This is a genomic window from Leisingera sp. ANG1, assembly GCF_000203975.2.
Taxonomy (GTDB): Bacteria; Pseudomonadota; Alphaproteobacteria; order Rhodobacterales; family Rhodobacteraceae; genus Leisingera.
In genome coordinates, this window is sequence record NZ_AFCF02000001.1 from 829363 (window position 1) to 851444 (window position 22082).

The following is a 22082-nucleotide window of genomic DNA, read 5'->3' on the forward strand; positions in this document are numbered from 1 at the left end:
GCCCATGCGCTGGCCTTTTTTATGCCTTATCAGCAAGTTGAATGCCGAAACTGATCTTACATTCTGACCTCAGGCTGCAAAGCGCCGGCAGCGGCGCCTGCGGGCCAGTATTCTTCCTCAGCCATCATCGACAGAACCAGGCCGCGGGCCTCATCCGGGTTCAGCACGCGGTAGGCGCCTTGTTCGGAGAACACCCGGCCGCACATCAGGTTCGCCGGTGCCGCCGAGTAGCCCAGCATCCCGGCTTCCAGATAGATCACCTGATCCTCGGCAAATCGCGGCATCACCAGTTCCAGCTGGGCGCCGGGGTGCATGCGGCGGATACCGCGGTAGCCCTCCAGCGTGCAGGCCGGAACGATGGCAAAAGGATCGCCCTGGCTGTCCTCCACCAACTCGCTTTCCAGCAGCACGCCCTGGTCCGGCATCAGCCACATCGGCACCCGGTTCATCAGCGCATCGCGCGGCACAAACAGCGGGCAGCGGGCAGGTTCCAGATCACCCTCTGCCGGGATCATGACCTCGCGCTGCAACTCCACCACGGTTTGCATGCCGTGATCGAAGGTCAGCACCTTGTCACCGGGCGTCAGCGCCTCCACCGGGCGCCAACCCAGGTTGGACGCCACATGGGTGCCTGCCAGGAAACCGCCCTGGCCAATTGAGACCAGGGGAAAGCCGCTGTTCATGACCCCGCCCGCCGGGGTGCTCGTGCGTTTCAGAAGCCAGTCCAGCATCCGCTTTCCTTTCCTCAGGCTGCGGAGAACCCCCAACAGCCAGCCCGATAAGTTTCTTTGATCCTTGCCGCTTATGGGACGGAACTAAGGCAAAACCGGGCATTGTTCACGTTTCTGCGCCGATCTGCCAAACCTTTGCCGGATTAGGCTCCGGCCAGGCGCATTCAGCGCGCTTCACGCTATCTGGATAGGAGAGAATCGTTAAAAGAGTATTCAAATTGCGCGATATCCCGCGCGCAGGCTTCGGCCACGGCCCCAGCCGCGGCATCGTCGTAATAGCTGCGCCAATCGCGCTGGCGGCCACTTTCATTGACCACGGGCAATTCAAGGGAAAACCCGAGGTGGTCAAACAGCGGCTGGGCATCAGACGCGAAATGCTCCAGACGGATAAAGAGCTGGCACTGCTCACTCCCGTCGGCATGGCGCATGTAAGAGGACGCCGGGCTGCCGCGGAAAGCCGCAATGATCTCCGGGTGCTGCACAAAGGCGCGGAACTCTTGCGCCTTCGCCAAGCCGATGGCCGGATGATCGAAGCTCTGTTCGCGCAGCCAGTGGTAATAGCTGACCGCCCGGTCCCAGGGGTTGCGCACCAGGGTGAAGGCAAAGAGACCGCGCAGGGTGTCCTGCGGCACCAGCCCTTCGATGTCGGCCAGGGTGGAGTGCTTCCACAGCCGCCCGCGTGCCTTAGCATCCTTCAGGCGGCGGCGGCGCTTCAGGGCTTTGGGCGTATCCCCCAGCATCATGTCATCGGCCATGGCACGCGCCTCCAGCGCCAGCGCCAATGCGGTGCCGCCGGTCTTGGGGATATGGATGAAAACGTACCGGCGGCCTTGGGACAGGATCATGCCCTGACCCTAGGATATTGATCTGGGTAAGGAAACGATGGATTTACGCCTGCTGTGAAGCGCCTCGCAGACCCATTCACCTTTGCGCAAATACTCCGGGGGTGAATTGGCCCCGGTGGGGCCAAGAGGGGCAGCGCCCCTTCCCTTCACTTCGAACGCAGCGCGATGGTGGTGCCGGCCGTGATGATCAGACCGATCCCCAGCATTTGCCAGAGGTTCAGCGCCTGCCCCCAATAGGCCCAGGCAACCCCCGGCCCGACGATCATCACCGAGTATTCGAACACAGCGACATAAGAGGCCTCACCCAGCTGGTAGGCCTTGGTGATCAGGAACACGCCACCCACTGCTGCGCAGCCCTGCAGCAGGATCAGGTGCGGGATCTCCCACAGCGGCCAGACCCAGCCGCGGGTGACAAAACCGTCCGCTCCCGCGGGCACGTCCTGCGGCCAGATCTCCAGCCCCGCCAGCAGCATCGCCCCCAGCACACCCTGCACCAGCAAGTAGACGAACAGCATCGCCACCGTGCTTTCGCCCTGGCAGTAAAGCCCGGTTGCCAATGAGCCGAGCGCATAAAATAGTCCGCCCGCCACTGGCACCAGGATCAGCCAGCTAAAGGCCGCGGGGTCAGGCTGCAGCACCATCATGACACCCGCAAAACCGCCGAGCACCGCGCCGACACGGATCCAGCCGATCCGCATCTTCAGGAACAGGACGGAAATCACCACGATCAGGATCGGCGAGGTGAACAGCCCGGCCAGCGCCTGGGCAATCGGCATCAGCGCCACGGCGGAGAAGTAGAAAACCATCGACACCGCCACCAGCACCGCACGCAGCAGTACAGCGCCGAAGTTGCGGCAGCGCAGCCCGCCCAGTCCGGCGCGCGCCATCAGCCACAGGAACGGCAGTGCGACAAATGTGCGCAACAGGTAGAACTGGCCGAGCCCGATGGTCTCCGCCATCAGCGGCACTGCGTTGTCGGTGATGCCGATAATCAGCATTGCCGCCAGCATGGCCTGTGCGGCTGCGGTCTGGCTGGTGCCCGGGGCGGAGAGTGCGGCTGTTTGTTTCATACCCTTCCCATTGCCCGCAACTTTCCGCAATATCTGTCCTCTAAGCGACACCAAAGTGATTCAGGGGAGGAAACTGATGGGGTGGATGGCGGATGAAACCGGTCTGGAGAAGACCGCCGCGAATTATGTGCCGCTGTCGCCGCTCAGCCATCTGCAGCGGGCGGCGCAGGTGTTTCCGGACCGTTTGGCGGTCAGCTATGGCAAGCACCGCAAGAGTTATGCGGAATATCATGAGCGCTGCACCCGTCTGGCCTCCGGCCTGGTCAAGCTGGGGGTGAAGCCCGGCGATGTGGTGGCGACTCTGCTGCCGAATATCCCCGCACAGGCAGAGGCGCATTTCGGCGTGCCTGCCTGCGGCGCGGTGCTGAACACCATCAACACCCGGCTGGACGTGGGCACTGTTGCCTATATCTTTGCCCATGGCGAGGCAAAGGCGGTGCTGGTTGATCCGCAGTTCATTGAGCTGGCAGAGGCCGCCGTCGAAGAGATGGAAGGCCCCGCCCCGGTCCTGATCGAGGTGGCCGACGATCAGGCGAGCTGGCACGCCACCGGTCGTCACATGGAGTATGAAGCGCTGCTGGCCAGCGGCGACCCGGACTTCCAGTGGATCATGCCCGAGGATGAGTGGGAAAGCCTGGCGCTGAACTATACTTCCGGCACCACCGGACGCCCCAAGGGCGTGGTCTATCACCATCGCGGCGCCTATCTGATGACCATGGGCACGGTGGTGTCCTGGCGGATGGTGCTGCACCCGGTTTATCTGACCATCGTGCCGCTGTTCCATTGCAACGGCTGGAACCACACCTGGATGATGCCGCTGGTTGGCGGCACCCTGGTCTGCTGCCGCGATATCACAGCGCAGAACATCTACAACGCCATCCACTACGAAGGCGTCACCCATTTCGGCGGCGCCCCGATCGTACTGAACATGATCGTCAACGCGCTGGATGAGGAGCGCCGCACCTTTGACCATACGGTCGAGGTCTTCACCGCCGGCGCCCCGCCCGCCCCTGCGACCTTGTCGAAGATCGAAAACCTCGGCTTCAACATCACCCATGTCTACGGGCTGACCGAGACCTTCGGCCATGTCACCGAATGCTATTGGAAGGCACAGGATTGGGACGCGCTGGACAAGGCGGGCATCGCCGCCAAGAAATCGCGCCAGGGCGTCGCGATGCCGATGCTGGAGCCGGTGGTGGTGCGCGACAGCGAGCACAACGTGCTGCCGATGGACGGCCAGGCCCAAGGCGAGATTGCCCTGCGCGGCAATGTGGTGATGAAAGGGTATCTGAAGAACCCCGAAGCCACGGCGGAGGCCTTCAAGAACGGTTACTTCAACTCCGGCGACCTCGCCGTCCAGCACCCCGACGGCTACATCCAGATCGCTGACCGGGCCAAGGACATCATCATTTCCGGCGGCGAGAACATCTCCTCTGTCGAGGTGGAGGGGGTGCTGATGGCGCACCCGGATGTGCTGCTGGCCGCCGTTGCCGCAATGCCGGATGAGAAATGGGGCGAAGTGCCCTGCGCCTTTGTCGAGCTGAAAGCCGGTGCCAAGGAAGACGCCGCGGCGCTGATCGCCTTCACTCGCGAGACGCTCGCAGGCTTTAAGGCGCCCAAGAAAGTGGTGTTCCAGGAGCTGCCCAAGACCTCCACCGGCAAGATCCAGAAGTTCGAGCTGAGAAAAATCGCCAAGTCCCTGTGATTTTTCACAGCGAAACGGCACTAAGGGGCGGCAAAGCAAATTGCCGCCCCTGTTTTATGTGCTTATTCTGGCGGCAACGAGACGGATGGGGACCGGGCAAGCTGCATGACGGCATTGAAGGAATTTGAGCGGCTGGAGGCTGCGGGCCTGTGGCGCGCTGATCCTGAGGCCCAGCGGCGGGATGTGATCATCTCGCTGGGCGATGCAACGCTGACCATTGCCAGCATGAACGACCAGCCGCTGGCGCATTGGTCGCTGGCCGCAGTGGAACGTGCCAATCCCGGTGAGTTCCCGGCCCTGTTCCACCCCGACGGCGACCCCGGCGAAACGCTGGAGCTAGCGGAAGACGAAACCGCGATGCTGGAGGCCATTGCCCGGGTGCAGAATGCGATTGGGCGGTCGCGTGCACGGCCGGGGCGGCTGCGGGCGGTCAGTATCCTGGGCACACTGGCACTGGTGCTGGCGCTGCTGGTACTGTGGCTGCCGGGTGCCGTGACCCGCCATGCGGTCAGCGTCGTGCCTGATATCAAACGCAAGGCCATCGGACAGGCGCTCTTGGGGCGGATCGAGCGGGTCTCCGGCCCGGCCTGCGCCACCCCGGAGGCGGCACCGATCCTGAAGAACCTGGCGCAGCGCACCGGCGTGCGGCAGCTGGCGATTCTGCGCTCCGGCATTCCCGGCAGCCTGCATCTGCCCGGCGGCATCGTTCTTTTGAACCGCTCGTTCGTCGAGGATTTCGAGGATCCGGCGGTTGCCGCCGGAGCCATCCTGGCAGAACGCGCCCGGGCAGAGGCCAGCGACCCGATGCAGGAGCTGCTGGAGGCCGGCGGCTTCGTCTCCACCTTCAAGCTGCTGACCACCGGCGAGCTGGACCGCGCCGCGCTGGATGCCTATTCCGAAGCCACCCTGTCCAGCCCCCGCCCGCAGCTGCCCGACGAGGTGCTGCTGGCGGAGTTTGCCCGCGCTGCCCTGCCCTCCTCCCCCTATGCCTATGCGCTGGACATCACCGGCGAGACGGTGCTGGGGCTGATCGAAGCCGACCCCATGGCCGGCCGCGAGCTGGAGCCGGTGCTGAACGACCGCGACTGGGTGCAGCTGCAGAACATCTGCGGCTGATCCAGCTTTCTACTCCCCTGTCCCCTGCCAATCGCGAAAATGCGCCGGATCTGCTAGGATCGTCAAACCTGCGCAAACGCACGATCAGGGGGGACGTGAGCCATGCCGGACAACTCAGCCAGTTTCACCGGGGATATTCCCAGTCACTACGACAGCGGCCTGGGGCCGGTGATTTTCTACAACTATGCAGATGATCTGGCCGCCCGATGCCGAAGCCTGGCGCCGCAGAAGGTTCTGGAACTGGCAGCGGGCACCGGTATTGTCTCGCAGCGGCTGCGGCGCAGGCTTGCGCCGGACTGCACGCTGACGGTTACCGATCTGAACGAGCCGATGCTGCAGCTGGCAATGGCAAAACTGTCCGATACAACCAATGTCACCTTCCAGCCCGCCGACGCGATGGCGCTGCCCTTTGAGGATGGCAGCTTTGATTTGATTGCCTGCCAGTTCGGGGTGATGTTCTTCCCGGACAAGGCGGCAGCTTTCCGGGAAGCCGCACGGGTGCTGAAACCTGGCGGGCACTATGTCTTCAATGTCTGGGCACCGATGGCAAAGAACCCGTTTGCGGAAATCGCCGACTTGGCCGCGGCGGAGTTCTTTCCTGCGGATCCGCCGGGATTTTACAAGGTGCCGTTCCACTATGGCGATCCCGAAGCCGTGAAAGGCGATCTGAATGATGACGACTGGTCCGGCATCCGCCATGAAACGGTCCGGCAGGACAAGACCATTGACGACCCGGAGAAATTCGCCGAGGCGCTGGTTTACGGCAACCCGATGATTGATGAAATCCGGTCCAGGGGTGGTGTCGACCCGGACGAGGTTGCCAGCGCCATTCTGGACGCCCTTCGCGGCCGTTTCGGACCGCCGCCTTTGAGGATGCCGCTGGAGGCCGTGGTCTTTACCTGCCGCCGGCACTAGCCATTGAGTGCCGGGCCGCATCTGTCCTGGTGCCGAAAAGGCCGGGCAGACGCCCGGCCTGTGAAATTTAGGGTTCGAAGTCTTACTTGCTAAGCCGGGCGCCGCTGAAACCGGCGCGCTGCACCTTGGCCAGTGCTGCGGCTGCCTGTGCTTCACCCTGGTAGGGGCCCGCCAGAACCACCTTGTAAGGCTGCCCCTTGCGGCTGACGGTACCAAGACGCACTGTCAGGCCGGCGGACGCCAGTTTGCGGGCGGCTGCCTTGGCCTGTGCAGGTTCGGCATAGGTCGCTGCACGGACATAGCGGCTGGCCGGTGCAAGCTGATCCGGTGCCGCAGCGCCTGGAGCCGAGCGGGTCGACAGGCGCAAGCCTTTGGGCTGTGCCTCTGCCGGGCTGAGCCGCGCACCGCGCGGCAGTTTGACTGCGGGCCGGTCCAGCGGCAGCTGAACCAGCTTGCGGGGCACGCCGCCGGTCCAGATCTGCGCCATCTGCGCATCGCCTTCCGGGGTGCGCACGCCGCGCATCGGGTTCATCCGCCCGTCTTCGCGTGCCACTGTCTCATATCCTGCAGGGGCCTGGGCAAAACTGGTCACCACTGCGGGCCGCACGGTGCGTTCCGCCCGCTGCGGATTCAGCCGCCCGTCGGTCCAGACCGGGCGGTAGCCCTCCGGCACCGTGAAACTGTTGCTGAGACGGCGGTCCTGGTAGATGTGGGTCTGCACCACGCGGGTATTCGGGGTGAGCCGCACTGAACTCTGCGGCCCGATTTCCTGACTGCCATAGGTCACTGGCGCAGCATCCTGAGGGCCGCAGCGCACGCCCGAAGAACCCGCGTATTGGCGGCTGATATCGGAAAGGCCCGCGCAGGAGGTATTGCCTGCAGGCTTCGCCGCCGGAACCGGAGCGGGTGCTGGCTTGGGCGCGACGCGCACGACCTTCTTGGCCGCGGGCTTGGGCGCTGCAGGCGCCGTGGCAACTGCGGCCGGCCGGACACTGGTCGTTTGCGGGGTTCGGCGCGGCTTGGCGGTGGTGACAGACTGCGGCGGCGTGCTTGAGGCTGCCGGCTTGGGCTGCACAGCGGCAGGTTTGGCCGGAGCCGGGGCCGGCTTAGCCGCGGCGGTTTGCGCAGGCTGCTGGCTGGGCTCGAGGGTGATCAGCTCAGGCGCTGCGCTCCGCTGCTGCTGCCGGGTTGCGCCGGCGACCTTAGTGGGCGCATAGCCGCATAACTGCTTGCGGGAGCGGGAAACCCGCGGAACCCAGCTGACATTGCCGTCGATGCCTGCACGGATGTAGATACAGCCGCGGCTGTCGACATACTGCTTGCCCTTGTAAGATGCGGGCGGATACTCAGCGGGCGGACGGGTTTCACGCAGGGTTTGTGCCTGTATCCCTGCGGCGCCAGCAGCCCCCGCGATGATGGCCAGTGCAATAATTCTAGTTATTTTCATTCCTGAGCCCCACAAAATATGGCTGCAGGATGCCCGAAACTGGCCTGTGAGTAAAGATTCTGCGGCAACAATAAGGCCGCACTCCGGCAATTTTTGCGCGAATTGCAACTAATTCACACCGCGTGGCTGCCAAGGCGGATTTGCTCCGCCCCGGCACCGGCGGATCACTTGGTGCCGAACATCCGGTCGCCGGCATCGCCAAGGCCGGGCAGGATATAGCCCTTCTTGTTCAGCTCCCGGTCCAGCGAGGCGGTGACGATCGGCACATCCGGGTGCGCCTCTTTCATCCGCTCGACGCCTTCGGGCGAGGCCAGCAGGCAGAGGAAGCGGATGTTGTTTGCGCCGGCTTCCTTCAGCAGGTCAATGGCGGCGGCGGAGCTGTTGCCGGTTGCGAGCATCGGGTCCACGGCAATCACCAGCCGGTCCTTCAGGCCCTCGGGCGCCTTGAAGTAATACTGCACCGGCTCCAGGGTTTCCTCATCCCTGTAGAGGCCGACAAAACCGACACGTGCCGAGGGGATCAGCTCCAGCACGCCGTCCAGCATGCCGTTGCCAGCGCGCAGGATCGACACCAGCGCCAGCTTCTTGCCCGCCAGGATCGGCGCCTCCATCTCCTCCATCGGGGTTTCGATGCTGGTGGTGGTCAGCGGCATCTCGCGGGTGATCTCATAGGCCAGCAGCTGGGTAATCTCGCGCAGCAGGCGGCGGAAGCCGGCCGTTGACGTGCCCTTGTCCCGCATCAGGGTCAGCTTGTGCTGCACAAGCGGGTGATCAACAACGGTCAGGTGGTCGGTCATGGGGCACTCCTAGTGTTTGGCTTTCCGCGCTTTTACGGGCTTGGCCGCGGCAGGCAAGCGTGTTTTGACCATAGGGTCAAAGAAAGCTCTTGCCGGGGCCTTGGGCCGGGACATCCAGATGGGCGGCGATGGACGCCGCCACATCGGCGAATTTGACCTGCCCGATGGTGCCTGCGTCAAGCCCCGCAATCAGCACCGGCACCTGTTCGCGGGTGTGGTCGGTGCCGGGCCAACTGGGGTCATTGCCGTGATCGGCGGTCAGCACCAGCATGTCGCCCTTGCGCAAGCGCGACAGCAGGAGGCCCAGTTCGGCGTCAAACCACTCCAGCGCCCGGGCGTAGCCGGAGATTTCGCGGGTGTGGCCATAGAGGGTGTCGAACTCGACGAAATTGGCAAAGGTCAGGCTGCCGTCCTCCGCCGCATCCACCGCGTCGAACAAGTGCTGCATCAGTTGGGCATCGGCGCCTTTTTTCAGGGTATCGATACCGGACATGGTGAAGATGTCGCCAATCTTGCCGATGGCATGGACCTTGCCGCCCGCATCCTGCACCCAGTTGGTCAGTACCGGTGCCGGCGGGGTAATCGCGAAATCGCGGCGGTTGGTGGTGCGGGTGAACCCTGTTTCTGCGGAGCCGAGGAAGGGGCGCGCAATGACCCGCCCCACCTTCATCGCGTGCAGCCGCGGGGCAATCGCCTCGCAAAGCTTCAGCAGGCGGTCGAGGCCGAATGTTTCCTCATGCGCAGCAATCTGGAACACGCTGTCGGCGGAAGTGTAGCAGATCGGTTTGCCGGTGCGTATGTGCTCGGCGCCCAGATCATCCAGGATCACCGTGCCGGAGGCATGGCAGTTGCCCAGGATGCCGTCCGTGCCCGCCTGCTCTGCCACAAAGGCGGAGAGGTCTTCGGGGAACGACGGCGCCTGATCGGGGAAATAGTGCCAGTCCCAGGGCACCGGCAGGCCTGCCAGCTCCCAATGGCCGGACGGCGTGTCCTTACCGCGGCTCAGCTCGCGGGCGCAGCCCCAGCGGCCCTGCGGCTGTGCATCCAGTCCGGGGAACGGCACCGAAGACGCCAGCCGCATCGCCGCGCCAAGGCCAAGGCGTTCCATGTTCGGCACGTTCAGCGGGCCGCTGCGGCCCTCCTCTGCTTTGCCCGCTGCGCAGGCCTGCGCGATATGGGCCAGAGTGTTGGCGCCCAGATCCGGCAGGTCGCCGTTGAAGAAGGTCCCGGCATCGGGCGCGCCACCGATGCCAACGGAATCCATCACCACAAGGAAGGCACGGGGCATCAGGAGATCCTTTCGTGAACCAGCGGCAGGCTGTCCGGCGCATCACCGATGGCGATGGCAGCAAGGAACGCTGCCTCTGCCATCTCTGCCGCATCATCGCTGGCGGCGTGGATGCGGGCAAGCCTGTCCCCTGCCCCGACGGGCTGGCCCAGGCGGACAATGTCCGAGATGCCGACACCGGGGTGAATGCGGTCGCTCTCCACCATGCGGCCGCCGCCGAGGGCGACAACCGCCAGGCCAAGCGCTTCGCCGTTCATGGCTGCGATATGCCCGGATTCGGGGGCCTTCACCTCGCGCACCACTTCTGACCCCGGCAGGTGGTCTTGCCACTTCGCGGCAAAATCAGAAGGGCCGCCCATGGCGGCAATCATCCGGGCAAAACGTTCTGCCGCGCGGCCATCGGTAAGGGTTGCGCTGATCTTGGCCGCGCCCTCCTCCGCATCCGCTGCGAGGCCTGCGAGCACCAGCAGCTCGCCGCCCAGAATGGCTGTGATCTCCGCCAACGGGCCTAACGCTGCGCCGGTCAGCACCCGCATCACCTCTGCCACCTCAAGCGCATTGCCAAGCGCGGGGGCTAGCGGCTGGTTCATGTCGGTGATCAGCGCGGAGGTCCGGCAGCCGGCGGCATTGGCGGTGTCGCACAGCGATTGCGCCAGCGCGCGGGCGTCATCGGCGGTCTTCATGAAAGCGCCGGAGCCGATCTTGACGTCCAGCACCAGCGCATCCGGGCTGGCTGCCAGTTTTTTGGAGAGGATCGAGGCGGTGATCAGGTCGAGGCTTTCCACCGTCGCGGTCACATCGCGGATCGCATAAAGCCGCTTGTCCGCGGGTGCGATCTGCGCGGTGGCGCCAACGATGGCGCAGCCCATGTCCTGCATCATGTTCCGCAGGTGATCCTCGCTGACGCTGGTGGAGACGCCGGGGATCGCCTCAAGCTTGTCCAGCGTGCCGCCGGTGTGGCCGAGCCCGCGGCCCGAAATCATCGGCACATAAGCCCCGCAGGCCGCGAGCGCAGGCGCCAGCAGCAGCGAAACACAATCGCCCACACCACCGGTGGAATGCTTGTCCAGCACAGGACCGTCCAGATCCCACGCCAGCACATCGCCAGTGTCGCGCATCGCCAGCGTCAGGGCGCGGCGGCCCTCAACACTCAGGCCCTGCAGGCAGACCGCCATGGCAAAGGCCCCGGCCTGCGCGTCGGAGACCGCACCGCTGGCCAGACCCTCGGCAAACCAGCGCAGCGCGTCCTCGCCGGGTGTTTCACCGCGGCGCAGGCAGGCGTTGATGGCGCGGGCGTCCATCAGCTGCGCTCCATATGGTCCGCGTCAAAGGCGCCGGGCAGCAGGTCGCCGATGGTCGTCTCCTGCTCCTCGCCGTCGGTGGTGGCCATGATAACCTTCACATCACCGCTGGCAAATTCCTTGATCTTCTGGCGGCAGCCGCCGCAGGGCGTGATCGGGGTCGGGCAATCGGCGATCACATAGACCTCTGCCAGTTCGGTTTCCCCCGCAGCCACCATCGCGGCAATCGCACCGGCCTCGGCACAGGTGCCCTCAGGGTAGGCCACGTTTTCGACGTTGCAGCCCACATAGATCTGGCCGGAGGCGGAGCGGACAGCGGCGCCGACCTTGAAGTTGGAATAGGGCGCGTGGGCGTTTTCACGGACAGCGGCGGCGGCGGCTTTGAGGCTCATGGCGATTCCCCGATTTTTGATCATTTGGTCAAGATGCCGCAGGATAGCTGAATTGATCCGGGAAGCGGAAGCCCCCGGATGCAGTTCTTTGCGCCGCCCTGGGTTCAGGCCAGCGAGGTGTTGAACACCCCGGGCAGCGTCACCTCCAACAGCTCCACATCATCCGACGGCGCGCTGAGGCGGGTCTTCATCCCCGGCGGAACAACAAAGGCGTCGCCCTGCTCCAGTTGGTAAGGCTCGCGGCCTTCCCCTTCCAGCGTCACTTCGCCGTTCATCACGAAGGTAAAGTGGATGTCGGTGTCATGCGCCGCCCATTGCGGATCGCCCTCGCCCCGGCGCACAACCTGCACGCCCGCGACGCCCTTGGTGTTTTCGGCAATCGTGGTGTCGCGGCAGATATAGCCCGGCAGGCGGAACGGACCCCACGCGGCACCTTCCGCCTTGTTGTAGACAAAGCGCTGTCCCTGCCATTCCCGTTCGGGACGGTAGTGCGGCGTCGGCAGTGTCATCTCGTGGTCGATCTCGGTCACATGCTCCGCAGGGACGCCGATCTCGATCACCTGCACATTGTCGCTGGCCTCCAGCACCCGGTGGCGGATTTCCGGCGGCTGGATGAAACAGTCGCCTGCCGTCAGCCGCCTCTTATCGCCCTGATCCTCATAGACCACATCGACCCAGCCGTGGATGCAGAAGATCAGCTGAAAGCCGACCCGGTGGAAATGCACCATGTCCGGCACCGGACCGCCGTCGGGAATGCGGATGTGGCTGGCGATGATAGACCCGCCCAGCCGGTCCGGCACCAGGTCGCGGTAATGCATCCCAGCGCGGCCGATGATCCAGGGCGCCTGATCCTTGAGGCGGCGGACCACAAAACTGTGCACCGTTTCCGGCATCACCATTGGCGGGTGGCGCTCTTCGATTTCGATTTTCGTTCCGTTGGGCGCGGTCAGGCGGCGCTGTCCTTCGGCAAATCCATCAGGATCTTCAGTCAGAATACGGATTGTGCCGGGGCTTTCCGGCGCCCCCTTTTCAACCCGCAGCCGAAGCCCGTGGCCGGAAAACACCGCGGTGCGCGGATCATCCGCCGGATAGATCATGTCCATCTTCATACCCAACACCTTGGTAAAAAACGGAATATCGTTGCGCAGCTCATCCGTCGGCAGGCGGATCTCGGCGATTGTTTCGCTCATTTTTCACTCCCTGATCTGTTGGCAGGACAGTGACCCTGCGGCATGGTTTATGCAAGAACCCGCCGCCCGTGCTGCCGCCGCGTCCGTTTGCGTCAGTTTGGGCTATGTTTCCGGCAATAAAAATGGTTTAACGCTAAACAATACCCTTTCCGAGGAGCGCCAGATGTCCGATTCACAGAGCACGCGGCAAGCCGCACTCAACTATCACGAGTTTCCCCGCCCCGGTAAGCTGGAGATCCGCGCGACCAAGCCGATGGCCAACGGCCGCGATCTGTCCCGCGCCTACTCACCCGGCGTGGCGGAGGCCTGCGTGGAGATCAAAGCGGATGAGGCCAATGCCGCCCGTTATACCTCCCGCGGCAATCTGGTGGCGGTTGTGTCGAACGGATCGGCGGTGCTGGGGCTCGGCAACATCGGTGCGCTGGCCTCCAAGCCGGTGATGGAGGGCAAGGCGGTCCTGTTCAAAAACTTCGCCGGCATCGACTGTTTCGACATCGAAGTGAACGAAAGCGATCCGGAGAAGCTGGCGGACATCGTCTGCTCGCTGGAGCCGACCTTCGGCGCCATCAACCTCGAAGACATCAAGGCGCCGGACTGCTTTGTGGTCGAAAAACTGTGCCGCGAGCGGATGAATATCCCGGTCTTCCATGACGACCAGCACGGCACCGCGATTGTGGTCGGCGCCGCGGCCAAGAACGCGCTGCATGTGGCGGGCAAATCGTTTGAAGACATCAAGATCGTCTCCACCGGCGGCGGCGCGGCAGGGATTGCCTGCCTCAACATGCTGCTGAAGCTAGGCGTCAAACGCGAGAACATCTGGCTCTGCGATATTCACGGGCTGGTCTATGAGGGCCGCGAAGAAGACATGAACCCGCAGAAAGCGGCCTTCGCCCAGGCCTCGGACCTGCGGACGCTGGACGAGGTAATGGACGGTGCCGACATGTTCCTGGGCCTCTCTGGCCCAAACGTGCTGAAGCCGGAAATGGTTGCCAAGATGACCAAGCGCCCTATCATCTTTGCGCTGGCCAACCCGACGCCGGAGATCATGCCCGACCAGGCGCGCAAGGTGGCGCCGGATGCGATCATTGCCACGGGTCGCAGCGATTTCCCCAATCAGGTCAACAACGTGCTGTGCTTCCCCTTTATTTTCCGGGGCGCGCTGGACGTGGGTGCAACCGAGATCAACGACGAGATGCAGATTGCCTGCGTTGACGGCATTGCCGAACTGGCCCGCGCCACCACCTCGGCTGAGGCGGCAGCGGCCTACAAGGGCGAACAGCTGACCTTTGGCGCTGATTACCTGATCCCGAAACCCTTTGATCCGCGGCTGGTGGCTGTGGTGTCCTCTGCTGTGGCCAAGGCTGCGATGGAAAGCGGCGTGGCGACCCGCCCGATCGAGGATATCGAGGCCTATAAGCAGAAGCTGAAACAGACCGTTTTTAAATCGGCGTTGCTGATGAAGCCGGTGTTTGAGGCCGCACGCGCCGCCGCCCGCCGCATCGTGTTCAGCGAAGGCGAGGATGAGCGGGTGCTGCGCGCGGCGCAGGCCATTCTGGAAGAAACCACCGAGACCCCGATCCTGATCGGCCGCCCCGAAGTGATCGAGCGCCGCTGCGAGCGGCTGGGGCTGGACGTGCGCCCGGGACGTGATTTCCAGCTGGTGAACCCGGAAAACGACCCGCGCTACCGCGACTACTGGAACAGCTACCACAAGGTAATGCAGCGCCGCGGCGTCACGCCGGATCTGGCCAAGGCAATCATGCGCACGAATACCACCGCAATCGGCGCCATCATGGTGCATCGCGGTGAGGCCGACAGCCTGATCTGCGGCACCTTCGGGGAATACCGCTGGCACTTGAATTATGTGCAGCAGGTGCTGGGTGGCGGCACCTACTCGCCGCACGGCGCACTGTCTATGATGATCCTGGAAGACGGCCCGCTGTTCATTGCCGACACCCATGTGCATGTGGAGCCGACACCGGAACAGATCGCCGAAACCGTGATTGGCGCCGCCCGCCACGTGCGCCGTTTCGGTCTGGAGCCGAAGATCGCTATGTGTTCGCAGTCCCAGTTCGGCAATATCTCCTGCGACACCGGCAGCCGCCTTCGCGCCGCCATCGAAATCCTCGACGATAAGCGCCGCGATTTCGTCTATGAGGGCGAGATGAACATCGACACCGCGCTGGACCCGGAACTGCGCGAGCGGATCTTCCCCAATTCGCGGCTGGACGGCGCGGCCAACGTGCTGATCTTCGCCCATGCCGACGCCGCTTCCGGCGTGCGCAACATCCTCAAGATGCGGGCCGGCGGGCTGGAAGTGGGGCCGATCCTGATGGGCATGGGAAACCGCGCCCATATCGTCTCCCCCTCGATCACCGCGCGGGGCCTTCTGAACATGGCCGCCATTGCCGGCACCCCGGTCGCGCACTACGGTTAACAGCGCGGCCATGCATTACCGCCGGCCGCCCAATCAGGGAGGCCGGATATGAGAGGGCATTGCCACTGCGGCGCAGTGCATTGGGATAGCCGGGCCGAGGCGGCCTGGAGCTGCTACTGCCACTGCGCCGACTGCCGCCGCAACTGCGCGGCACCTGTCACCGCATTTTTCGGGCTGCCGCATGAGGCGGTCGAATGGTCCGGCACGGAACCCAAGGTCTATAATTCATCGGAAGGCGTCGAGCGGCTGTTCTGCGAAACCTGCGGCACCCAGATGGCCTATCGCACCGCGCGCGATCCGGTGAACATCCATCTTTATACCGCGACGCTGGAAAGCCCCAGCCAGATGCCGCCCAGGTTTCACGTGTTCCACTCCGACCATGTGAGCTGGCTGAAACTGAAAGACAGCCTGCCCCGCTTCGCAAAATCCTCAGGCGGGTGATTCCCGGTGGCAAGGCCGGGTGCGCTGCGCCCGAATTTGCAAGTTTGCAAAACTTTCGGGCTTTTCCCGAATATTCTGCAGCAAACACCACTTTGCAAAGCGGGTAGAGTGCAAACCCGTCCGGCCTTGTAAATCCGGTAAATCATCTGCGCAAATCCGGCCAAAACCTGTAAATTCCTTGACGAACCTTGCGTGAAGACGCGGCAAAACTTGCCCGGCCGCCGCTTTGTCGCCTACGCAATTGGCAGGAGGAGATGAACACCATGGGATATCAGGATATTTACGCCGCCTGGAAACAGGATCCGGAAGGTTTCTGGATGGAGGCCGCCCAGTCGATCAGCTGGGACGAGGCCCCAAAGCAGGCGCTGTTTGACAAGGGCGAAGGCCTTTACGAGTGGTTTGCCGATGCCAAGGTGAACACCTGCTACAACGCCGTCGACCGCCATGTGGAACAGGGCCGCGGCGAGCAGACCGCGATCATCTATGACAGCCCGGTTACCCATACCACGCGTGAAATCTCCTATGTCGAATTGCGCAACCGTGTCGCCAATCTGGCCGGGGCGCTGCGCGCCAAGGGCGTGGAAAAAGGCGACCGCGTCATCATCTACATGCCGATGATCCCCGAGGCGCTGGAGGCGATGCTGGCCTGCGCCCGCATCGGCGCGGTGCATTCGGTGGTGTTCGGCGGCTTTGCCTCCAACGAGCTGGCGGTGCGGATCGACGACGCCAAGCCCAAGGCGATCATCGCCGCCTCCTGCGGCATCGAGCCGGGCCGGATCGTGCATTACAAGCCGCTGCTGGACGGCGCTATCGACCTGGCCGCGCACAAGCCCGACTTCTGCGTGATCTTTCAGCGCGAGCAGGAAGTGGCGGAGCTGATCCCGGGCCGCGACGTGAACTGGCACGGCTTCCAGTACGGCGTGGAACCGGCCGAATGCGTGCCGGTCGAGGGCAACCATCCTTCCTATATCCTCTATACCTCCGGCACCACCGGCCAGCCCAAGGGGGTGATCCGCCACACCGCGGGCCAGCTGGTGGCGCTCAATTGGACCATGAAGAACATCTACAACGTCGATCCCGGCGATGTGTTCTGGGCTGCGTCGGACGTGGGCTGGGTCGTCGGCCACAGCTACATCTGCTATGCGCCGCTCATCCACGGCAACACCACCATCGTGTTTGAGGGCAAGCCGGTGGGCACACCGGATGCGGGCACCTTCTGGCGGGTGATTTCCGAGCATAAAGTAAAGAGCTTCTTCACTGCCCCCACCGCCTTCCGCGCGGTGAAGCGGGAGGATCCGAAGGGCGAGTTTGTCAAGAAATACGACCTGAGCTGCCTCAGCCAAGTTTACCTGGCCGGTGAGCGCGCGGACCCCGACACCATCACCTGGGCGCAGGAGCAACTGAAGGTGCCGGTGGTCGACCACTGGTGGCAGACCGAAACCGGCTGGTCGATTGCAGCGAACCCGCTTGGGATCGAGGAACTGCCGACCAAACTCGGTTCGCCTGCGGTGCCGATGCCGGGCTATGAGGTCGACATTCTGGACGAAGGCGGCAACCCGGTTGCGGCGGGCGAGCTGGGCGCGATTGCAGTGAAGCTGCCGCTGCCACCGGGCACCCTGCCGACCCTGTGGAACGCCGAGGACCGGTTCAAGAAGAGCTACCTCAACACCTTCCCCGGCTACTACGAGACCGGCGATGCCGGCATGAAGGACGAGGACGGCTACCTCTACATCATGGCGCGCACTGATGACGTGATCAACGTGGCCGGGCATCGCCTCTCTACCGGCGGCATGGAGGAAGTGCTGGCAGGCCACCCGGATGTCGCGGAATGCGCGGTCATTGGCGTCGCCGACAGCCTCAAGGGGCAGATGCCGGTGGGTTTCCTCTGCCTCAATGCAGGTGCCGATCGCGACAACGCAGAAGTTGTCTCCGAGGTGGTGAAGCTGGTGCGCGAGAAGATCGGCCCTGTTGCCGCCTTCAAGCTGGCGGTTGTGGTGGACCGGCTGCCCAAGACCCGCTCCGGCAAGATCCTGCGCGGCACCATGGTCAACATCGCCGATGGCACCCCGTGGAAAATGCCGGCCACCATCGACGATCCAGCCATTCTGGACGAGATCACCACGGCGCTGCAAACCATCGGCTACGCCAAGTAACCTCCCTCGTTTCCAAGTTCTGGAAACGGCCAAAGATCCTTCAAGGATTTTTGTAGGCTCCGCCCGCAGGCGGAGCCTGTTTGCCGTCCGGTTTTGCTTGCAACGCCGCCCTGCCCGCCTAGGCTGCGGCTTGGGAGGCCTGAGCATGACAAAAGCGGACATCTGGCAACTGAGCGCCACAGAACTGACGAAGCTCACTCGCACCGGGGATCTGAGCGCGGAAGCGGCCGTACAGGCCTCCATCGACCGTATGAAGGCGGTGAACCCGTCCTTGAATGCGGTGGTGGTGGATCTCAGCAGCGAGGCGCTGGAGCGCGCCCGTGCCCTGGACAAGGCGCGCGAGAGCGGCGCAGAACCCGGCCCGCTGCACGGGGTGCCGGTCACCATCAAGATCAATATCGACCAGAAGGGCCACGCCACTTCCAACGGCGTCACCGCACTGAAGGACCTGATTGCGCCGGCAGACGCCCCGGTGGTGGAGAACCTGCACAAGGCCGGCGCGGTGGTGATCGGGCGCACCAACACGCCGGAGTTCTCCTTCCGCGCCGATACCGACAACCCGCTGCACGGACGCACTCACAACCCCTGGGGCCGGCATATCTCTCCCGGCGGCTCCTCCGGCGGCGCGGGGGCTGCGGTGATGGCCGGGATCGGCGCGCTTGCCCATGGCAATGACATCGGCGGCTCCCTGCGTTTCCCGGCGGCGGCCAATGGCGCGGTGACGGTCAAGCCAGGTCTTGGCCGGGTGCCCGCCTGGAACCCCAGCCAGACGGTTGAGCGCGGACTGCTGGCGCAGCTGATGTCGGTGCAGGGGCTGATCACCCGCAGCACCGAGGACCTGCACCTGTCGATGCCCGCGCTGATTGCCGCCGATCCCCGAGACCCCTTCCATGTGCCAATGCCCTGGCGCGGCGAGCCGCTGGAGGGGCCCATCAAGGTCGCCTTCACCAAGAACACCCATGGCTATGACCTGCACCCCGAGGTCGAGGCGGCACTGGATTTCGCCCGCGATGCTTTGACCGATGCGGGCTACCAAGTCGAAGAAGTGGAGCCGCCTAACGTGTTCGATGCCGGGCGGACCGGCTACCGCGCACTGATGGGTGAGATCTTTGCGCTGATGAAACATGATGTGGACGCGGCCGGCTCCCGGACCGTGCGCGATATCTTTGCGGTCTATTTCCAGGAGTTCCCGCCCTTTGCCGGCGATGAGCTGCTGCAGATGATGGCCAAGCGCACCCACTACGCGCGGCAATGGTCGCTGTTCATGGAGGACTACCCGCTGGTGCTCTCGCCCTTCCTGCCGCAGCCCTTCTTCAAGCCCGACCGCGACACCGAAGGCGCGGCAGGCGTGCATGAGGTGCTGGGCTGTGCGGTTTATTCCTATGCGATGAATTTTCTGGGCCTGCCCGCCGCCTCGGTCCCGGCCCGGCTGGCGCAGCTGGCGAAGGGTCCACAGCCTGTCAACGTGCAGATCGCTGCCCGCCGCTGGCGCGAGGACCTGGCGGTGGACGCCTGCGCCGCGATTGAAGCCCGCGCGGGCCGCATGTGCCTGCCCCTGTGGGAGAAGATGGCAGCAGAGGGCTGAGTATAGCGCCCGCCCCGCGCCGTGCTTGATCGCACCGGAACAGCTTCCTAAGGGCTGCAAAGAAAAGAAACGCTTTGCGAACATCCCGGGAGCGGGGCCAGCCGCCCCCGGGAGTCTTCCTGACCCAAACCACTCACTACCAACGCTGCATCGTCCGCCCGCAAACAAAGCTACGGGCGTGCCGGACCAGACCGGCGGGAAACACAAAACTGGAACACCTAAAAACCGCCGGTCAGGCACATCGGCTCTGCAGCCTCAGGCAGTGCCAACAGCATCAGCCTGTGGATAAATCCTCGCACGGAATGGTTACCGGGACGTTCACAGCCTCGTAAAGCCCGCGTTAAACACTCAGGTAAACTGTTCGGAAATCAGCCGCTCCTCCAGCCCATGGCCGGGGTCAAAAAGGATTTTATGGCGGATTTGCGTATCGGTCCGGATTTCCACCCAGTCGATATCCGCAACCGAAATCGAGTCGGCATCGGCCATTACCGGACGCTTGTCCGCCTCCAGCACATCAAAGCGCACCATCGCATTGCTGGGCAAAAGCGCCCCGCGCCAGCGCCGCGGCCGGAAGGCGGCGATGGCGGTCAGCGCCAGCACATCGGAGCCGATCGGCAGGATCGGACCATGTGCGGAGTAGTTATAGGCGGTGGAGCCGGCGGGTGTGGAGACCAGCGCGCCGTCGCAGACCAGTTCCTCCATCCGCATCCTGCCATCCACCGAAATCCTCAGCCGCGCCGCCTGCGGGCCTGCACGCAGCAGCGAGACCTCATTGATCGCCAGCGCCTTGTGCACCTCACCGCGCCGGTCCATTGCGGTCATCGACAGCGGGTTGATGATCTCCTGCACCGCTTCCTCAAGCCGCTCGATCAGTCCGTCCTCGCGGTACTCATTCATCAGGAAGCCAACGGTGCCGCGGTTCATGCCGTAAACCGGCGCCGGGTGATCGATCATGGTATGAAGGGTCCGCAGCATGAAGCCGTCGCCGCCGAGCGCCACGATCACCTGGGCCTGATCCGGCGGCACATGGCCGTAGCGGCGGCTCAGCTCCGCCAGCGCATCCTGTGCCACCTCAACGTCACTGGCCAGAAAGGCGATTCTCAAACTCATGAAATCTGTTTCCGGTATTAGGCATCTGGTTCCGAAACAATCACAGCTTTCCGCCGATGACCATAGTTGCCGTTCTGTCGCAGGGAAATGTCGCTTTACAGGCTTCCGGCGCAAGGATGTTTCCTATAGGAAATCGCTCAAATCTGAACCCTACTCCAACGGAGCCACCATGACTGAAGCGACCCGTGACACCGGCTTTTTCACCCAAGCGCTGTCTGAGCGCGATCCTGAACTGTTTGGCGCGATCACCGCTGAGCTGGGCCGCCAGCGCGACGAGATCGAGCTGATTGCGTCTGAGAACATCGTCTCCGCCGCGGTGATGGAAGCGCAAGGCTCGGTGCTGACCAACAAGTACGCCGAAGGCTACCCGGGGCGCCGCTACTATGGCGGCTGCCAGTATGTCGACGTTGCCGAAAACCTGGCGATCGACCGCGCCAAGGCGCTGTTCGGCTGCGAGTTCGCCAACGTGCAGCCGAACTCCGGTTCCCAGGCCAACCAGGGCGTGTTCCAGGCGCTGATCCAGCCCGGCGACACCATCCTCGGCATGGATCTGGCCTCCGGCGGCCACCTGACCCATGGCGCCGCGCCGAACCAGTCGGGCAAGTGGTTCAACGCGGTGCATTACGGTGTGCGCCAGAGCGACAACCTGATCGACTACGATCAGATCCAGGCGCTGGCCAACGAGCACCAGCCGAAACTGATCATCGCCGGCGGCTCTGCCATTCCGCGCCAGATCGACTTTGCCAAGTTCCGTGAAATCGCCGACAGCGTCGGCGCCTATTTCATGGTCGACATGGCCCATATCGCAGGCCTGATCGCGGCCGGTGAGCACCCCTCGCCGTTCCCGCACGCGCATGTCGCCACCACCACCACCCACAAGACCCTGCGCGGCCCCCGCGGCGGCATGATCGTGACCAACGACGAGGCCATCGCCAAGAAGGTGAACTCGGCGATCTTCCCGGGCATCCAGGGCGGCCCGCTGATGCATGTGATCGCAGGCAAGGCGGCGGCCTTCGGCGAGGCGCTGAAGCCGGAGTTCAAGGCCTACCAGAAGCAGGTCAAGGCGAACGCGGCAGCGCTGGCGGACCAGCTGATCCAGGGCGGCCTGGACATCGTCACCGGCGGCACCGACACCCATGTGATGCTGGTCGACCTGCGCCCCAAGGGCGTCACCGGCAACATCGCCGACAAGGCGCTTGGCCGCGCCCATATCACCACCAACAAGAACGGCATCCCGTTCGACCCGGAAAAGCCCACCGTGACCTCCGGCCTGCGCCTGGGCACCCCGGCAGGCACCACCCGCGGCTTCGGCGAGGCGGAGTTCCGCCAGATCGCCGACCTGATCATCGAGGTGATCGACGGGCTGGCGGCCAACGGTGAAGAGGGCAATGCAGACGTGGAAGCCTCCGTCCGCGCCAAGGTCGCCGACCTCTGCGCCAAGTTCCCGCTCTATCCGAACCTGTAAGCTCCGGCTTATCAGACAAAAAGAAACCGCCGCGGCCCCAAAGCCGCGGCGGTTTTCTTTTGGCTGCAAAGAAAACGCCCGCCTTGTCAGGCGG

Annotated in this window: 18 protein-coding genes; 8 read left to right on the forward strand and 10 right to left on the reverse strand. The window is 64.0% G+C overall.

Annotated elements, in window-relative coordinates:
* Window positions 1-56 precede the first annotated feature (56 nt).
* The 3 genes from GC1_RS04085 to GC1_RS04095 form a co-directional block, all read right to left on the reverse strand.
* Entirely contained in the window at window positions 57-731 is a 675-nt protein-coding gene (locus GC1_RS04085; RefSeq protein WP_019295790.1) for a Hint domain-containing protein, read from the reverse strand.
* A 179-nt stretch (window positions 732-910) separates the two neighbouring features.
* Window positions 911-1576 (reverse strand): sulfotransferase family 2 domain-containing protein, encoded by a 666-nt coding sequence (locus GC1_RS04090; RefSeq protein ID WP_019295789.1) that lies wholly within the window; start codon window positions 1574-1576, stop codon window positions 911-913.
* A 146-nt stretch (window positions 1577-1722) separates the two neighbouring features.
* Complete coding sequence (locus GC1_RS04095; protein ID WP_019295788.1) at window positions 1723-2646, reverse strand: DMT family transporter; 924 nt, start codon at window positions 2644-2646, stop codon at window positions 1723-1725.
* 76 nt (window positions 2647-2722) lie between these two features.
* On the opposite strand from GC1_RS04095, the gene GC1_RS04100 reads away from it, so the two are divergent.
* The 3 genes from GC1_RS04100 to GC1_RS04110 all read left to right on the forward strand — a co-directional run bounded on the left by GC1_RS04100 (window position 2723) and on the right by GC1_RS04110 (window position 6382).
* On the forward strand, window positions 2723-4351 hold the full coding sequence (locus GC1_RS04100) for an AMP-binding protein (protein ID WP_019295787.1): 1629 nt from the start codon (window positions 2723-2725) through the stop codon (window positions 4349-4351).
* Window positions 4352-4456: 105 nt separating this feature from the next.
* Window positions 4457-5467 carry a hypothetical protein gene (locus tag GC1_RS04105; protein WP_019295786.1) on the forward strand — a complete coding sequence of 337 codons (1011 nt, stop codon included), beginning with the start codon at window positions 4457-4459 and terminating at the stop codon, window positions 5465-5467.
* Window positions 5468-5569: 102 nt separating this feature from the next.
* Window positions 5570-6382 carry a class I SAM-dependent methyltransferase gene (locus GC1_RS04110; RefSeq protein WP_019295785.1) on the forward strand — a complete coding sequence of 271 codons (813 nt, stop codon included), beginning with the start codon at window positions 5570-5572 and terminating at the stop codon, window positions 6380-6382.
* A gap of 82 nt (window positions 6383-6464) precedes the next feature.
* Here GC1_RS04110 and GC1_RS04115 read toward each other — a convergent pair whose 3' ends face one another.
* The 6 genes from GC1_RS04115 to GC1_RS04140 form a co-directional block, all read right to left on the reverse strand.
* Complete coding sequence (locus GC1_RS04115; RefSeq protein ID WP_019295784.1) at window positions 6465-7829, reverse strand: SPOR domain-containing protein; 1365 nt, start codon at window positions 7827-7829, stop codon at window positions 6465-6467.
* A gap of 164 nt (window positions 7830-7993) precedes the next feature.
* Window positions 7994-8626, reverse strand: coding sequence for a uracil phosphoribosyltransferase (gene upp / locus GC1_RS04120; RefSeq protein WP_019295783.1), 633 nt, complete (start codon window positions 8624-8626; stop codon window positions 7994-7996).
* Between the two features lie 76 nt (window positions 8627-8702).
* Window positions 8703-9914 carry a phosphopentomutase gene (locus tag GC1_RS04125; RefSeq protein ID WP_019295782.1) on the reverse strand — a complete coding sequence of 404 codons (1212 nt, stop codon included), beginning with the start codon at window positions 9912-9914 and terminating at the stop codon, window positions 8703-8705.
* Entirely contained in the window at window positions 9914-11215 is a 1302-nt protein-coding gene (locus tag GC1_RS04130) for a thymidine phosphorylase (RefSeq protein WP_019295781.1), read from the reverse strand. Before GC1_RS04130 ends, GC1_RS04125 begins: the two co-directional genes overlap by 1 nt.
* Entirely contained in the window at window positions 11215-11649 is a 435-nt protein-coding gene (locus tag GC1_RS04135; protein WP_272946429.1) for a cytidine deaminase, read from the reverse strand. The genes GC1_RS04130 and GC1_RS04135 overlap by 1 nt, the downstream gene beginning before the upstream one ends.
* A 62-nt stretch (window positions 11650-11711) precedes the next feature.
* Window positions 11712-12797 (reverse strand): cupin domain-containing protein, encoded by a 1086-nt coding sequence (locus GC1_RS04140; RefSeq protein ID WP_019295779.1) that lies wholly within the window; start codon window positions 12795-12797, stop codon window positions 11712-11714.
* A gap of 163 nt (window positions 12798-12960) precedes the next feature.
* Here GC1_RS04140 and GC1_RS04145 point away from each other — a divergent pair, with 163 nt between their 5' ends.
* The 4 genes from GC1_RS04145 (at window position 12961) to GC1_RS04160 (ending at window position 19413) form a co-directional block, all read left to right on the forward strand.
* Window positions 12961-15234, forward strand: coding sequence for an NADP-dependent malic enzyme (locus GC1_RS04145; RefSeq protein ID WP_019295778.1), 2274 nt, complete (start codon window positions 12961-12963; stop codon window positions 15232-15234).
* Window positions 15235-15282: 48 nt separating this feature from the next.
* Window positions 15283-15675, forward strand: a complete 393-nt coding sequence (locus GC1_RS04150; protein WP_019295777.1) for a GFA family protein — start codon at window positions 15283-15285, stop codon at window positions 15673-15675.
* Between the two features lie 263 nt (window positions 15676-15938).
* Window positions 15939-17828 (forward strand): propionate-CoA ligase PrpE, encoded by a 1890-nt coding sequence (gene prpE, locus GC1_RS04155; protein WP_029204771.1) that lies wholly within the window; start codon window positions 15939-15941, stop codon window positions 17826-17828.
* A 145-nt stretch (window positions 17829-17973) separates the two neighbouring features.
* Window positions 17974-19413, forward strand: coding sequence for an amidase family protein (locus GC1_RS04160; protein ID WP_019295775.1), 1440 nt, complete (start codon window positions 17974-17976; stop codon window positions 19411-19413).
* A 348-nt stretch (window positions 19414-19761) separates the two neighbouring features.
* On the opposite strand, the gene GC1_RS04165 is transcribed toward GC1_RS04160, so the two are convergent.
* Complete coding sequence (locus GC1_RS04165) at window positions 19762-20523, reverse strand: NAD kinase (RefSeq protein ID WP_019295774.1); 762 nt, start codon at window positions 20521-20523, stop codon at window positions 19762-19764.
* A gap of 169 nt (window positions 20524-20692) precedes the next feature.
* Here GC1_RS04165 and glyA point away from each other — a divergent pair, with 169 nt between their 5' ends.
* Window positions 20693-21988 carry a serine hydroxymethyltransferase gene (glyA, locus tag GC1_RS04170; protein WP_039136609.1) on the forward strand — a complete coding sequence of 432 codons (1296 nt, stop codon included), beginning with the start codon at window positions 20693-20695 and terminating at the stop codon, window positions 21986-21988.
* Window positions 21989-22082 lie beyond the last annotated feature (94 nt).

Coding starts and splice junctions, on each gene's coding strand:
- GC1_RS04100 (WP_019295787.1), top strand. CDS start 2,723: ATGGGGTGGATGGCGGATGAAACCGGTCTGGAGAAGACCGCCGCGAAT.
- GC1_RS04145 (WP_019295778.1), top strand. CDS start 12,961: ATGTCCGATTCACAGAGCACGCGGCAAGCCGCACTCAACTATCACGAG.
- GC1_RS04085 (WP_019295790.1), bottom strand. CDS start 731: ATGCTGGACTGGCTTCTGAAACGCACGAGCACCCCGGCGGGCGGGGTC.
- GC1_RS04160 (WP_019295775.1), top strand. CDS start 17,974: ATGACAAAAGCGGACATCTGGCAACTGAGCGCCACAGAACTGACGAAG.
- GC1_RS04140 (WP_019295779.1), bottom strand. CDS start 12,797: ATGAGCGAAACAATCGCCGAGATCCGCCTGCCGACGGATGAGCTGCGC.
- GC1_RS04150 (WP_019295777.1), top strand. CDS start 15,283: ATGAGAGGGCATTGCCACTGCGGCGCAGTGCATTGGGATAGCCGGGCC.
- prpE (WP_029204771.1), top strand. CDS start 15,939: ATGGGATATCAGGATATTTACGCCGCCTGGAAACAGGATCCGGAAGGT.
- GC1_RS04125 (WP_019295782.1), bottom strand. CDS start 9,914: ATGCCCCGTGCCTTCCTTGTGGTGATGGATTCCGTTGGCATCGGTGGC.
- glyA (WP_039136609.1), top strand. CDS start 20,693: ATGACTGAAGCGACCCGTGACACCGGCTTTTTCACCCAAGCGCTGTCT.
- upp (WP_019295783.1), bottom strand. CDS start 8,626: ATGACCGACCACCTGACCGTTGTTGATCACCCGCTTGTGCAGCACAAG.
- GC1_RS04095 (WP_019295788.1), bottom strand. CDS start 2,646: ATGAAACAAACAGCCGCACTCTCCGCCCCGGGCACCAGCCAGACCGCA.
- GC1_RS04115 (WP_019295784.1), bottom strand. CDS start 7,829: ATGAAAATAACTAGAATTATTGCACTGGCCATCATCGCGGGGGCTGCT.
- GC1_RS04110 (WP_019295785.1), top strand. CDS start 5,570: ATGCCGGACAACTCAGCCAGTTTCACCGGGGATATTCCCAGTCACTAC.
- GC1_RS04165 (WP_019295774.1), bottom strand. CDS start 20,523: ATGAGTTTGAGAATCGCCTTTCTGGCCAGTGACGTTGAGGTGGCACAG.
- GC1_RS04130 (WP_019295781.1), bottom strand. CDS start 11,215: ATGGACGCCCGCGCCATCAACGCCTGCCTGCGCCGCGGTGAAACACCC.
- GC1_RS04090 (WP_019295789.1), bottom strand. CDS start 1,576: ATGATCCTGTCCCAAGGCCGCCGGTACGTTTTCATCCATATCCCCAAG.
- GC1_RS04105 (WP_019295786.1), top strand. CDS start 4,457: ATGACGGCATTGAAGGAATTTGAGCGGCTGGAGGCTGCGGGCCTGTGG.